This window comes from Alteromonas sp. AWQ4_252, from assembly GCF_056158205.1.
In genome coordinates this window covers 1,747,217-1,760,294 of sequence record NZ_JBSWSV010000001.1, presented here as the reverse complement: position 1 = coordinate 1,760,294, position 13,078 = coordinate 1,747,217, and the positions used below count along the sequence as shown (strand labels likewise).

Sequence of the window (13,078 nt, the reverse complement as noted above, 5' to 3'; positions counted from 1 at the left end):
AAAAATGAGACATTAAAAGCGCTATCCGCGATTGCACAGTCACGCCGGCGTTGGTACGCTTGCCGCCCAAAATATTAGCCGTGACAAGCAGGAACAATTTCATATGTGGTTTAAAAACCTTAAAGCCTACCAGCTTACTCAACCTCTCTCACTAAACGATGATGACCTTTCTCGGGCACTGATGGACAATGGCTTCAGACCCTGTGGCAAGCAAGACACCGCTACCATGGGTTTTGCCTCTCCTTTTGCCCAGGCTGGCAAAGAAGGGGTGATGTTCCACAAAGTTCAGGAGCGCTACTGGATAACCGTCAAAAAGCAGGAGAAAATTCTGCCCTCCTCGGTAGTGAACGCTGAACTGGCAGATAAGGTAGCATTGATTGAAGCTGAAACAGGTTCTCCGGTAGGTAAAAAGCAGCAACAGGACTTAAAGCAGGAAATCATGTTTAATCTTCTGCCCCAGGCTTTTGTTCGCAACACCTACACTCATGGCTTCATTTCTATCCCCGAGAAATTGGTGGTGGTTGATTCATCTGCTGATGGTAAAGCCGAAGCCTGGTTGGCTCTGGTGAGAAAAGCCATAAGTTCTCTTCCTGTGGTTCCCCTGGCACGCCGTAGTCTGCAATCTGAACTGACCCACTGGCTTACTGATGGCGCCCCGGAAGACATCGAACTACTGGAGGAAGCAGAACTGAAGTCAACGGATGAATTAGAAAGTGTTATTCGTTGTAAGAATCAGCCTTTGGACAGTGAAGAAATCACCACGCACCTGGACAATGGTAAACTGGTACAGAAAGTCGGTTTTGCCTACAAAGACGTACTCACAGCCACTATTTCAGAAGACGGCTCGTTTAAACGGGTAAAATTCACTGATCGGATAAAAGAAGAAACAGACGATGTACCGAAAGATCAAATTGAAGCCCGTCTCGACGCTGAATTTGCATTAATGTCTGCGGAATTATGTGAGTTTCTGGACTTTATGCGCACCACCCTGGCACTAAATGAAGAGTAGTAGTGGCAGGTAACATCTTTTTTAGAAGAAAAATCAGGGCCGGCTATCCGGCCTTGGTTTCTTCTTTCTCTTCAGCATAGTTTTCATGGTAATGCCTTCCCCAATCACAAAGCTGTTGTAACATGGGTTGCAAACTAGCGCCGAGCTCAGTTAACGAATATTCGACTTTCGGCGGCACCTCTGCATACACTTCCCGGTGAATTAAACCGTCTTTCTCTAACTCCCGCAGCTGCTGAGTGAGCATTTTCTGTGTCACACCTTGCAATCGCCGACGCAACTGACTAAACCGCAAGGTTTTAAACGTAAGGTGCCAAAGAATGACGCCCTTCCACTTTCCACCAATTAAACTTAACGCAACGGCCACACCACACAAATACTCGGGTGCACAAGGTAAGCTGTCTTTGTTTCCAGATGTCATAGCCACTCCAATAGTATCTTTTTGGTAAGTACCTTACAAAAAAGTGCATACTAGCCAAATAGTTTGTTAAATGCATAATAACCTAACTGCTCAGTTTTGCCTACTTGCTTAATAGCTGAGTGCTTTATGCCCTGCAACTAACGAAAGGTGGTGAAGTTATGACTCAAGAATTTACAGCTCTATTGGTAGAGCAACAGGACAAAAAAACCTTTACACGACGCTATGTCACCAGAACACTGGACGATTTACCAGACGGCGATGTGGTGATCGATGTTGCCTATTCCTCGTTAAATTATAAAGACGCTTTATCGGCTACAGGAAACCCGGGCGTATCAAGAAACTTCCCTCATACTCCAGGAATCGATGCTGCCGGCGTCGTGGTATCTTCCCAATCAGACCAATTTAAAGCAGGGGACACCGTCTTGGTCACCGGATACGATTTAGGAATGAATACTCCCGGCGGATTTGCGGGTAAAATTCGGGTGCCGGCAGAATGGGTCGTGCCACTACCTGAAGGCATGAGTGCCCGGGAAGCGATGACAATTGGCACCGCCGGGTTTACCGCAGCCATGTCTGTTCAGGCATTGCAAGTTGCCGGTGTAAAGCCTGATGACGGTGACATCCTTGTGACAGGAGCGACCGGAGGTGTGGGCTCAGTGGCAGTTGCCCTGTTGCACAAAGCAGGTTATCGGGTTGCGGCAGTAACTGGCAAAGCAGACAAACACGACTTTCTCGTCTCCCTGGGTGCCAGCGACGTTATCGAACGCAATGCGCTGCTTGAAAATGCGTCCCGTCCAATGCTAAAGGAAAAGTGGGCTGGTTGTATTGATTGTGTTGGCGGTGAATATCTTGCTGCGGCCATTAAATCGACTAAATACGGAGGGGCTGTAACGTGTTGTGGTCTTACCGCCTCTGCGGAACTCCCTATCAATGTATTTCCCTTTATTCTTCGCGGTATTTCATTACTGGGTATTGATTCCGTCCAGTGTCCAATGGCACCGCGATTAACAGTATGGGATAAGCTTGCCGGAGAGTGGAAACTGGAATGCCTCGACACACTCACCGAAGAAATTTCACTGGATGCCGTAGACAGCTATGTTGATAAAATCCTTCAAGGGCAAGTTTCGGGCCGAGTTCTGGTTCGCGTCACTGGTTAATACGGAGCGCTGCGTAGTATCACTGCGTAGCGCGATACCTAAGGGCACTTGAACCTGTGAGAGCGCTCAAAGTAAAACAGGTGGGTAGTAAATGATATCAATGAACCGGCTTTTTCCAGCTTTGTCCCGATAGCCATGGGGCATATCTGCTTTTAATAAAAACTGCTCGCCAATGGACACTGAGTGCCACAAATCACCTTGTTTAATTTCCAGTTCCCCTTCCACCACGTGGATAAATTCCTTCACTCCACGTTGGTGGGAGGTCGACAACTGTTCATGATAGTCCAGCATGGTAACTTCGAAAGTTTCGAAATGAGTGTCAGCGGAATAAGGGAAAAGGGTTTTCACCTGCATGTTGGCATCACACTTCACGCCGTCTTCCTGTGAAAATACGACGTGGGAATGTTGAGAATTGGCGTCTTGACTGGTAATAAAAGACGAAAAAGAACACTCTAACCCGGTAGCTATTTTCCACAAGGTGGCGATGGTCGGGCTCGACTCCTGCCTTTCAATCTGTCCAAGCATTGCTTTGGATACACCGGTAGCTGCAGCAGTTTTATCCAGCGACCAACCTCTTTTTTGCCGCTGTTCTTTAAGCACGCTGGCGATTTGGCGGGTTAGTATTTCGTTATTTGACATTTTTTCCCATGACTCCAAGACAGAAAAATTTCAATTGTGCGCTATAACGCACAATGCTACACTGCTTCGCCGTGCGTTATAGCGCACATTATCACAACTTAAGTGGGAGTTCATGGTGAAGATCACAGGCCGTCCTCAACTCAGTCACATTGCCGCAGGGCTAACTGCTATTGTAGTAGGCTACAGTAGCGCAGTGGTTATCGTCATTGAGGCAGCTAAGGCATCCGGCGCCACACAGCCGATGATCATTAGCTGGCTTCTCATGTTGGGTCTGGGGATGGGCGTAACCTGCATTGTTTACTCATGGCTTTATAAAGTTCCGGTAGTAACGGCCTGGTCGACGCCAGGCGCTGCATTTCTCATCGGTGCAGTAAACGGGTATTCGCTGAACGAAATTATCGGGTCATTTGTTACAGCCGCAGTACTGGCTTTAGTGGCCGCAAGAAGCAAAACGCTTACCGGCTATCTGACCAGGATCCCGAATGCGATTTCCTCGGCCTTACTGGCGGGAATACTACTACCTATTTGCCTGAACATCTTTACCGATGCAGACACCTACCCTTTGATGGTAGCTGGTTTTTTGGCAGTGTATTTTATTGGTAGCCTCTTCTTTACCCGTTACCTTATGCTGGTGTTACTGACTTTGGCGATAGCACTTAGCTTCCCAATGCAACCTGAAATCAGTGCATTGGGAAGTTTCTCGTTACCTCAAGCCGTATGGGTGACGCCCCATTTCACCTTGCAAGCAACGATTAGTCTGGCCATCCCTTTGTTTATTATTACCTTACTGTCACAAAATTTGCCTGGTATTGCTATCGCCAAAAGTCACGACTTTGAGTCTAACACCCGAAGTGTCCTCACTGGCGTAAGTGTGGTGAACCTTATAACCGCACCATTTGGCGGCTTTGCCTTTAATCTGGCCGCTATAACCGCAGCACTCTGCATGGGCGAAAGTGCGGGTAAAGACCGCTCTCAGCGATACTGGGCTGCAGTGATGACAGGCGTTGGCTATTTATTTATGGGCTTAGCTGCGCCACTGGTAGTAGTGTTTTTCACACAAATGCCAGAGGTGATTGTTCATTTGTTAGCCGGGCTGGCATTGCTGGCGACATTACAGGCATCATTGCTCAAAAGTATGGAAGAACACGAGCACCGAAAAGCTGCCATGGTAACTTTGTTGTGCACCGCATCTGGTGTCAGTGTTATGCAATTGGGTGCGCCCGTATGGGGACTTTTACTCGGGCTTGTGGTTCTCGGGCTTGACAAGGCAATAGCACGATTTAAACAGGAATAAAAAAGGGGCTTATCGCCCCTTAGCCAATTTTTCCGTACTAGGCAAAAACCTGTTTCGCGCTGGCACACATTTCCTTAAACTCATCCGTAGTCAACTCACTGACTTCTTCCAATGCACCGCGCTGAATAGCCAGGTTTAATACCGCATCCTTTTGTGAGTCCATTTTTCCGGCCAGGGCTGCACCAATGCGGACAAAGTCTACGTAAGACAGGTTTTCAGGCAATACTGAAAGATCACGCCAGTTTTCCGCCACCATCGTAAACTCTTCGTCGAAACCCCAGGCCCGCATGATGCTGCCTCCTATGCGTCCGGAAAGTTTATCGATGGCCACTTCCAGAAACGTTGGGTTAGCAAAAACCTCTTCGTGTCGCTCTGCTTCCGTGAGAATTGGCAGTACACCGATATTGTGTACCAAGGCTGCCAATGTCATGGTGTCTAAGCTCAGTTCGCGGTTTTTGGTGCGATTTGTATAAAGTTGTAACGCCGCCATCGAGTAGGCCACGACATTAATAGTGTTTGCCCACTCCCGCTTCATATAATTGCCGACAACGTCATTTTTTGACACAAACAATTGCTCCATTGCCAGTGCCGTAGAAATATTCTTAATTTGACGAAGACCAATGCGCGTTACTGCCTGACCAATTGACGTTACTTTGACCGTGCGCCCCAAATACGCACTATTGGCAATTTTAATCATGCGCATGCTTAAGGATGGATCTTTACCCACTACATCGCCCATCGCATTGAGATTGACATTAGGGTCGTCTGCTGCTTTACGAACTTTCAATGCCACAGCCGGCAACGTCGGAAGCACCAAGGTGTCATTGTTAATTTTCTCGACCAAAATAGTGAGTAGCGCGTTTTGTGTAGACATATACCTACCTTTTCATTTTCAACGAGTCGCCAGCTGATGAAGCAGGCAGACCATGAGGCATGTGGAAAAATGCAATCCGCTGATAAAAATTGGATGTGCTTGTTTTTATAGTTACGTAAAAATATATCAGCAGAATCGGTATTCTGCACCCCGCATTTCTGATTTTTTCGTCTTCTTCTCATACTGAGGTAAGGCTGACAATACCATTACGCAGGGTAAAACGGAGCAGGAGTTAAACGAATTAATATTAACCTTCAACTCTTCGATTCCAGTACAAACCGTTACCTGTATTGTCGTTATTCCAGTGTCGATTTGAGTTTATCTGTGTAAGGCGGCCACCCCAGCGGCTTGCCCGCCAAAACATGCAGATGAATGTGATAAACAGTTTGCCCACCAAATTCATTGCAATTCATTACTGTGCGAAAGCCCTCTTCTGCAAAGCCTTTTTCAGCGGCTAGTTTTGCCGCAACATAACTTAAATGGCCGACTACCTCACGATCACCTTCGCCAATGTCATTGATGGTTGCGATGGGCTTTTTGGGGATAACGAGAAAATGAACTGGAGCCTGGGGGTTAATATCGTTAAACGCCAGTGCAATCTCGTCTTCATAGATAATGTCAGCCGGTATTTCCCGGTTGATGATTTTGGTAAATATAGTCTCAGACATGATCACCCCTGTTATTTAGAATTAGAAAATAGGCAAGGCCGCTTTACACAGGCCTTGCCACAATGCCCTTTACCGGGGAGCAGTGGTGTCCCACGGTGTTAGCCAAATACAAACCACAATAGAATGCCGCCCAATACCAAACGGTAGATAACAAATGGCAACATGCCGATGCGGGAAATCCAGCTAAGAAAGAGAAATATACATAAGTAAGCACTTACAAATGAGAAAGCCGCTCCATATAAGAGCGCGCTCCAGTCAACGGGTTCACTTGCCGCCAACAGGTCGAAAGTTTTCAACGTCCCGGCACCTAAAATAACCGGAATAGACAACAAAAACGAAAAGCGCGCACAGCTCTCGCGATCCAGCCCCAGCATTAAACCGGCGGTCATGGTAATACCTGAGCGCGACGTCCCTGGAATTAATGCCATCACCTGAGCAATACCAATGATCACCGCCTGCTTTAGCGTAATCTTGTCAAGAGACTGTTTATGAGAAGCTGTTGCGTCGGCGTACCAGAGCAATAAACCAAACAAAATTGTAGTCCCAGCTATGACCAAAGCCGTACGAGCGTTCATTTCAATCCAGTCGTCAAGTAATAACCCAACCGCGACTGCGGGAATCGTCGCAAGAATAACGTACCAGGCTAACTTACTGTCTGTGGTTTGTTTTTTAGTGAATCCTTTGGTAAGCCATGCCACCGTCATTTGCGCAATTTCCTGACGAAAGTACAGCATAACAGCTAGCAGGCTACCCACGTGCACGGCAACATCGAATGCTAACCCCTGGCTATCCCATCCAAGTAATTCAGCCGGCAGCAACAAATGCCCGGAACTACTGATTGGCAAGAATTCCGTAATGCCCTGAATGAGCGCTAATATTATAATTTCGAAAAGGGTCATCCTTAAGATTCACTCCATGTAAAGTCGATTGGCCACAGTTTTTGCGATGGGTTGTCAAAAGCCTGCCACAACTGCAGGTATGTTTTCTTTTCCAGCGGGTGTATCCCTTCAGGCACAAGTTCCGAAAGGGGCTGTAACACAAATGCATTGTAGAGAATTTCTTCCCTGGGCAATACAACAGGATGTGTACAAACCTTATTGTCGTAGGTTAATAGATCTAAATCGAGAGTGCGAGAGCAAAACTTTTTTTCGCTGTGAGTGCGACCATTTTTCAATTCAATTGACTTCAATGTAGTCACTACCTCTTCGACTGAAAGTGATGTGTAAGCACGGACGACACAATTGTAAAAGGGTGAACCAGGAAATCCTACCGCCTCACTTTCAAACATTCGAGAACACGCCATGTTGGAAAATGTTTGCCGGAGGGCCACTAAACCACTACGCGCATGCATAACACGGTCAATATTTGACCCCAAACTAATCAAAATACAATGTTGCATCAATTGCGTGACCGGTTAAAGACAACAGTGACTTTCTCGGCATCAGGAAGAATGCCCGGTTTGGTGATTGCCAGCCTGATGTGGTTCACATCGAAACTGGCCAGTACTTCGGTGATGATGCACTCGCCTAATGCCTCAAGCAATTCGAACTGCTGTCCGGCTGCTTTCTGCTGAATGAATGCCGCCAGCTTTGCGTAGTCTATGGTGTCGTTTACGTCGTCACTCTGCATGGCGCGGGTAAGATCGGCATCGACAGTAATATCAAACAACAAGGTTGTGTTCTGAGTACGTTCCCAGTCGTAAACACCTATCAGGGTTTCGACTTTCAAGCCGGCTATAATAATTTGTTGCATAGAAATGAAAGAGCTCTGGTATTGATAACGAAATGTCGGCAACAGACTATCACATAAGCGGCATTTCGCAGCACATTCTCTGGAAATTTAACCGTAATTCCTGCTAGTCTGCGTGAATTGTTTTTCACCAGTTAAAAATGACCATGATAGCCCTTATCATCCTGATGATTTGTATTGCGTATTTGATCGGTTCTGTATCCAGTGCCGTCATGGTTTGTCGTATTTATAGCTTGCCAGACCCCAGAACTGCCGGCTCAAAAAATCCTGGGGCCACGAATGTCTTTCGGTTGGGGGGCCGTGTTCCCGCATTACTGGTTCTGCTATCCGATATCCTTAAAGGCACCTTGCCAGTTTACTCCAGCTACTGGCTGGGCATCGAACCTATTGCTCTTGGGTTGATTGGTATTGCAGCATGCTTAGGCCACATTTTTCCGTTGTACTTTGGCTTCAAGGGCGGTAAAGCAGTCGCCACCGCGTTTGGGGTACTTCTCCCTCTGGGTCTTGAACTGGCGGGCTTACTCATTTTTACCTGGCTGGTGGTTGTTTTTATCTTTGGCTACGCCTCCCTGGCAGCTATTATAGCCGTTAGTGTAGCGCCACTTTTCACCTGGTTTATCAAACCTGAATACACCATACCTGTCATCATGCTTTCCATACTCATTATCATTCGCCACAAAGACAATATTTTTCGTCTGGTTCACAAAGAAGAAAGCAAAGTGTGGGACAAAGTTAAATTGAAATAATGTAGAACTCTCCAAACCTTTCCATAGACACCAATGAACGACTCAGGCAGTTCAAAAAAACACCAAAGCATTTGTCATTACGACATTTCACCGTTACTGTAGGATTCATCGTTTTCTTGTTTGTTATCTAAACAAGCAGCAAAACATTACAAAGCAGTAACTGAACTTAAGGAGAAGCGCAGTGCACTGGATTCGCCTATTTACCTGTTTTCTTTCCATCAGCTTTGCATTGCTTTCCCCTTGCATTGCAATCGCTGCCAATTCACTACAGGTATCATTGTCTCCCTGTGAACAAACTCAAACAGCCAATGACGGATACACTTCGCACCAACGTATTGAAGTGTCAGCACATCCTGCTTTTCGTCCTTTGTGTATTCCCGTTTATCAAGACACACTGATTATGGCAGGCGAAGACACCCAAGCCTATTTCACCTTGGTGGGCTTTCAGCACAACAAAGCCTATTTCGATTATGACGTAATAAGTGCAAATAACGCCCAGCCCGACCGCGAGTACGATAATTATGAAAAACGTTCAGATGGGCAAAAGCGGCGTTATATCAATGCACTTATCCCACACAACGATGCTTTCTCAAGAATGATGGTTTACCTGTTGCCCTGGGCGCTGTTTAACGACGAGCACTTCTTTCATTACTTTTGCCCCACAGCGTGCAAACCGGGTAAGCAACGGCATCCAGCTCGCTGGGGCGGCAACAGAGCCAACGAATTCGAGAAAAGAAGAATATTTAAAGAATTCATGGGCGATGCCTTTCCGGCAATCAGCAACGCTTCACTGCCCATCGATACTACCTATGCCTATATCACGTCTGGTGGAAGAGGCGACTACAACTTTCTTACAAATAAGCTCGAACTTTCGTTGAGTTTTGAGTTGTACGGGGTATACAAACCCAAAGTTATCACAGAATTGTTGAGACCCACCGCCATCTATGAAGACAAGAGTCTCTACGATAAAAACAACGTTAGTCCACAGACAGGAACACCAACTGTTCTGCGTAATTATACAGGCCGTTACGATATTGACATGGACGCGGCGCTGGCTGAAGAAATTTATAACAATAAGGGTATGCGCTGCATAACTAAAATAAAGATTCTCGATTGGGTATTTGCCGACAGCATGGGTTCGTCCTCGAAAAGAAAGTTATTCATCCCGGTGTGGGAATCGGGTAGTGACCAGGTTGAATGCTTTACAGATAATGCCTTCGACACTCCCTACTTTTCCTTTAATTGGCGAACTGGAAAGCGTATTTAAAACACCGTTATAGCCCCTGTCGGGCACGGTCATTAATTACTCACATTACCGAAAGAGAACGAGCATGTATCGAATATCCCATCGTAGTTTTGTACTAGTCGCAGTGCTGTTGAGTATTGCATGGCTTCCCTATGCCAGCGGACAGGATAAAAACCCAGGAGACGACGGCGTATTTTCAAAGGGGATCCGCGGATTCTGGGTTAGTCGTTTCAAGATGAATGACAATGCGAAACAAAACTACATCATTAATTTTACTTCCCTTAAGGTTCCGCCAACGCCTCATAACCCTCCCTATGGAAAACAAGGAAAATTCGGTTCCGTTATGCTTGTATCGAAGGGAAAAACCTGTGCATTTGAAATAGTGTCAGCATTGCCAGACAACAGTGAAGCATCATTTTCGGTATCCCTGTCGCCGTTTTATCAGGTCACTAAAAAAGGAAAAATAAAACGAGAGAAACACCTGACGTACTGTCGCAGCTTAGGGTTAACCTCAATTGATTTTTATGCCATAAAACCCAAACTACTTGGCAGCAGTCTTCACTTTGAAAATGGCGAAGATGTAAACACGTTGTTTAAACCACAAGGGGGCGCGAAATTAGCACTGCGTGAGACTAAATTTATTGATGATAACGCTAAGCGATTTGATGTAACCCCACCCGCTCCGAAACAGCAACAGCCTGTAAAACAAGATATTGCTCTAAGTAAACCGGAACCAACCGTTCCTCGTCCCCCAAAGAAATCTCCTACAACACCCCGTGTCGCGAAAGTTGAACAGTACGTTATTGCCGACCACGCTTTCTCATTAAAACACGCGAATTACACCCATTTTCATCTACCGATGTATGACGGCTTACCAGTACTCGTCAGCAATGGACTGCTGTCCACTGGCAGTAAAAAAGCGCCGTCATATCAGCCAAAATACAGCCCTTCTAACGAGGAGAATTGGCAGTCCCGCTATCGCGCGTTAAGAGATTTTCTGGACATCGCCGGATTTCTTGATAAAAGCGAAATCATCAAGTGGTATAAAACTCAGCCTCAGGGACCAAACGGCGGCGTTCCCAGTTACGACGTAGCGCTTGCTAAAAGGCGTGCAGACTGGATGCTTAACACCGTGATGAAGGCCTTTTTAAGCTCTGCGAAACCGGAACATATACAGAAGTATGTTTGTCCACAATACGACATGAACAGCACACAGTTTTCCATGTCTCGCTGTAGCCAATTTACTGGCAACCCCTTTGAACAACGCCGGTTACTCACCACTTTTTTAGACGAAGTGATACCCGAACTTGTCCAATATGCAGAACCTTTATCCAGAATTACCCAAGTGGCCGTCTTAAATTGGTCGCGTTTGTCACCATACAGCTTTGACCATAATGGTTTTTTGGTCCAGCTTTTCAACGACTACGGCTTTTACCCCTATGGCGACATAACTACGGCCTCATCCAGTGACTACGGCCGCGCTTTTAAAGAGAAATATCCTGTGTTCGAGACTATGCATATCGGCCCTAAAACCATGTTATCGTCGCGAGGCGCAACCGGCGCTTTTTTCCCCATGGATGCAGATGCCGCAGAGTCGCTCATCAACAGGGCTGAAACCAATCAAAAACGTTTCGCCTCGTATATGACTATTTCCCTCATTCCCGAAAAAGCGGAAGCGTATAAGCAGCGAATTTTTACTGAGAAAAAACTGACATCAAGGGAATATCAATACGAATTGACGTCAGACAACGTTACCTTATACCTGGCGACTCAAGAGGGTATGCAGCAAATTTATTCCTTTCCGGCGGATGTAAAGCCGGTAAAATAATGGTCTTTATTTCATAACCGCGGACTCCTGCTAAAGGAAGTCCGCGGACGACAATGCTGCCCAGTTCTCCTCTTTCTTTTTCCAAAGACAATACGGTTCCGGTGATATGTGGCATCTCAGAATGGGAGGAGAGTTTGATCAGTAAACGCCCTACATCACTCAACGCCTTGAAAGACCAGTTTTTGCACTCGTCTCCCAGTGTTTACTTCAGTGGTGTATAAATTACCTCTGCTGTCAGTATCGATACTGTGCAACCAGATAAACTGTCCCGGATAGCGACCATTCTTGCCAATTGAGCCTAACAATTCGTGAGATTTTCGGTCATAAATCCAAATTCGACCGTTCATCATATCGGCTACATACAAGTACTTTCCGTCTGGAGAAAACGCTACGTCTGTGGCCGTACCGAGCCCGCCTGTTTCAGGCCTGACGGCAAAGTTTTTCACGAAGGTAATATCGCCATTCTCGCTTCGCTTAAATATTTGTAGCCGGTTGTTCCGTCTGTCACACACATAAATGAATCCATCACGATCCTGGTTGATACAATGAACGATGTTCCCAAACAATGGGTTTTCCACATCTATACCCTGCTTTTGCGGTTTGGTAGCCTGTGACTGATCAAAGTCACCGTCTCGTGTTGGCCCCAGAGGAGGCTTACCGTAAGCGCCAAGTAATTGTGTTGCAACCACGTTTGACGAAGACACATCAAAACTGGCTATACGGGCATTAATATAACCATCTGCAACCACAAGTTCGTTGTGCTCGACATCAAGGTACATGTCGGCAGGATTCCCTAAGGTATTGCGGTCCATGTTGCCGTTTGTTTCACCTCGCGTGCCAGCTGACTTAATGAACTCGCCGTCAAAGGTAAAACTTGCTGAGATATGATCTCCTTTGCCATTTCCAGCAATCCAGACACCATCGTTATCATCGACATATAAGCCGTGAACGTTCGCTGGCCATTGGTTAACGCCATTGATTGAAGGCGCTTGTGACTCTCCTCCCCAGGCTTTGTCTACTATACCTGCCGGAGTGAATCGAATGACATGGGGAGCAGGCTCACAACAAATTGCTGTAGGTGGGGTCGCCGCCAGACCAGTTTCGGTTCTGCCCAGCGAATTCGGGCGCTGAAGGATCCACACGTGATCGTACTGATCAACGGACAAACCCGGCACCTGCCCTAAAATCCAGGTTTCCGGTAGTCTCGGCCACCCGGCATCCACTTTAAAACGAGGCATGGATTTTCCCGCAACAGGGTAAGTCGCGATATCAACCAGTGGACGGGCGTCATGGTCATAATTTGTCTTTTTTTGTCCGGTATTGTCTGCATAAGCCAATTGCGCGGATAATATAGCGCTTGCGAATAATGCCGTTTTCGCTATGTACGTAGTTATCATTGTAAAGCCCACAGATTGTCTTAAAAGAACAATTAATCTGAGCAAAAAATCAT

The 13,078-nt window shown here is 46.5% G+C and carries 13 protein-coding genes and 1 pseudogene; 6 read left to right on the top strand and 8 right to left on the bottom strand.

Annotated elements, in window-relative coordinates; genetic code table 11:
* Positions 1-103: 103 nt before the first annotated feature.
* Positions 104-1,009: a recombination-associated protein RdgC gene (gene rdgC / locus ACXACM_RS07865; protein ID WP_474820917.1), complete on the top strand. Its 906-nt coding sequence runs from the start codon at positions 104-106 to the stop codon at positions 1,007-1,009.
* Positions 1,010-1,052: 43 nt separating this feature from the next.
* On the opposite strand, the gene ACXACM_RS07860 is transcribed toward rdgC, so the two are convergent.
* Positions 1,053-1,427 carry a winged helix-turn-helix transcriptional regulator gene (locus ACXACM_RS07860; RefSeq protein WP_474820915.1) on the bottom strand — a complete coding sequence of 125 codons (375 nt, stop codon included), beginning with the start codon at positions 1,425-1,427 and terminating at the stop codon, positions 1,053-1,055.
* A gap of 158 nt (positions 1,428-1,585) precedes the next feature.
* Between ACXACM_RS07860 and ACXACM_RS07855 the strand changes: the two genes are divergently transcribed.
* A complete protein-coding gene (locus ACXACM_RS07855; RefSeq protein WP_474820914.1) occupies positions 1,586-2,584 on the top strand; it encodes a YhdH/YhfP family quinone oxidoreductase in 999 nt (332 codons plus the stop codon).
* 66 nt (positions 2,585-2,650) lie between these two features.
* Here ACXACM_RS07855 and ACXACM_RS07850 read toward each other — a convergent pair whose 3' ends face one another.
* Positions 2,651-3,223 carry a helix-turn-helix domain-containing protein gene (locus ACXACM_RS07850; RefSeq protein ID WP_474820912.1) on the bottom strand — a complete coding sequence of 191 codons (573 nt, stop codon included), beginning with the start codon at positions 3,221-3,223 and terminating at the stop codon, positions 2,651-2,653.
* 97 nt (positions 3,224-3,320) lie between these two features.
* On the opposite strand from ACXACM_RS07850, the pseudogene ACXACM_RS07845 reads away from it, so the two are divergent.
* A pseudogene (locus ACXACM_RS07845) lies at positions 3,321-4,517 on the top strand (benzoate/H(+) symporter BenE family transporter); the annotation flags it as partial.
* A gap of 37 nt (positions 4,518-4,554) precedes the next feature.
* Here ACXACM_RS07845 and ACXACM_RS07840 read toward each other — a convergent pair.
* The 5 genes from ACXACM_RS07840 to folB form a co-directional block, all read right to left on the bottom strand.
* A complete protein-coding gene (locus ACXACM_RS07840) occupies positions 4,555-5,391 on the bottom strand; it encodes an HDOD domain-containing protein (RefSeq protein WP_474820911.1) in 837 nt (278 codons plus the stop codon).
* 296 nt (positions 5,392-5,687) lie between these two features.
* On the bottom strand, positions 5,688-6,059 hold the full coding sequence (locus tag ACXACM_RS07835) for a histidine triad nucleotide-binding protein (RefSeq protein WP_474820910.1): 372 nt from the start codon (positions 6,057-6,059) through the stop codon (positions 5,688-5,690).
* 98 nt (positions 6,060-6,157) lie between these two features.
* Positions 6,158-6,958 (bottom strand): undecaprenyl-diphosphate phosphatase, encoded by an 801-nt coding sequence (locus ACXACM_RS07830; RefSeq protein ID WP_474820908.1) that lies wholly within the window; start codon positions 6,956-6,958, stop codon positions 6,158-6,160.
* Between the two features lie 2 nt (positions 6,959-6,960).
* Positions 6,961-7,461, bottom strand: a complete 501-nt coding sequence (folK, locus tag ACXACM_RS07825) for a 2-amino-4-hydroxy-6-hydroxymethyldihydropteridine diphosphokinase (protein WP_474820907.1) — start codon at positions 7,459-7,461, stop codon at positions 6,961-6,963.
* The gene (gene folB / locus ACXACM_RS07820; RefSeq protein WP_474820906.1) at positions 7,458-7,811 is read right to left on the bottom strand and encodes a dihydroneopterin aldolase; all 354 of its coding nucleotides are present in this window, start codon (positions 7,809-7,811) and stop codon (positions 7,458-7,460) included. The genes folK and folB overlap by 4 nt, the downstream gene beginning before the upstream one ends.
* 143 nt (positions 7,812-7,954) lie before the next feature.
* On the opposite strand from folB, the gene plsY reads away from it, so the two are divergent.
* The 3 genes from plsY (at position 7,955) to ACXACM_RS07805 (ending at position 11,628) form a co-directional block, all read left to right on the top strand.
* Complete coding sequence (gene plsY, locus ACXACM_RS07815; protein ID WP_474820904.1) at positions 7,955-8,554, top strand: glycerol-3-phosphate 1-O-acyltransferase PlsY; 600 nt, start codon at positions 7,955-7,957, stop codon at positions 8,552-8,554.
* 181 nt (positions 8,555-8,735) lie between these two features.
* Positions 8,736-9,821, top strand: a complete 1,086-nt coding sequence (locus ACXACM_RS07810; protein WP_474820903.1) for a hypothetical protein — start codon at positions 8,736-8,738, stop codon at positions 9,819-9,821.
* Between the two features lie 64 nt (positions 9,822-9,885).
* Complete coding sequence (locus tag ACXACM_RS07805) at positions 9,886-11,628, top strand: hypothetical protein (protein ID WP_474820901.1); 1,743 nt, start codon at positions 9,886-9,888, stop codon at positions 11,626-11,628.
* 155 nt (positions 11,629-11,783) lie between these two features.
* Here the strand turns inward: ACXACM_RS07805 and ACXACM_RS07800 are convergent, their stop codons facing one another.
* On the bottom strand, positions 11,784-13,025 hold the full coding sequence (locus ACXACM_RS07800) for a beta-propeller fold lactonase family protein (RefSeq protein ID WP_474820900.1): 1,242 nt from the start codon (positions 13,023-13,025) through the stop codon (positions 11,784-11,786).
* Positions 13,026-13,078: the final 53 nt, after the last annotated feature.

Coding starts and splice junctions, on each gene's coding strand:
- rdgC (WP_474820917.1), top strand. CDS start 104: ATGTGGTTTAAAAACCTTAAAGCCTACCAGCTTACTCAACCTCTCTCA.
- ACXACM_RS07860 (WP_474820915.1), bottom strand. CDS start 1,427: ATGACATCTGGAAACAAAGACAGCTTACCTTGTGCACCCGAGTATTTG.
- ACXACM_RS07855 (WP_474820914.1), top strand. CDS start 1,586: ATGACTCAAGAATTTACAGCTCTATTGGTAGAGCAACAGGACAAAAAA.
- ACXACM_RS07850 (WP_474820912.1), bottom strand. CDS start 3,223: ATGTCAAATAACGAAATACTAACCCGCCAAATCGCCAGCGTGCTTAAA.
- ACXACM_RS07840 (WP_474820911.1), bottom strand. CDS start 5,391: ATGTCTACACAAAACGCGCTACTCACTATTTTGGTCGAGAAAATTAAC.
- ACXACM_RS07835 (WP_474820910.1), bottom strand. CDS start 6,059: ATGTCTGAGACTATATTTACCAAAATCATCAACCGGGAAATACCGGCT.
- ACXACM_RS07830 (WP_474820908.1), bottom strand. CDS start 6,958: ATGACCCTTTTCGAAATTATAATATTAGCGCTCATTCAGGGCATTACG.
- folB (WP_474820906.1), bottom strand. CDS start 7,811: ATGCAACAAATTATTATAGCCGGCTTGAAAGTCGAAACCCTGATAGGT.
- plsY (WP_474820904.1), top strand. CDS start 7,955: ATGATAGCCCTTATCATCCTGATGATTTGTATTGCGTATTTGATCGGT.
- ACXACM_RS07805 (WP_474820901.1), top strand. CDS start 9,886: ATGTATCGAATATCCCATCGTAGTTTTGTACTAGTCGCAGTGCTGTTG.
- ACXACM_RS07800 (WP_474820900.1), bottom strand. CDS start 13,025: ATGATAACTACGTACATAGCGAAAACGGCATTATTCGCAAGCGCTATA.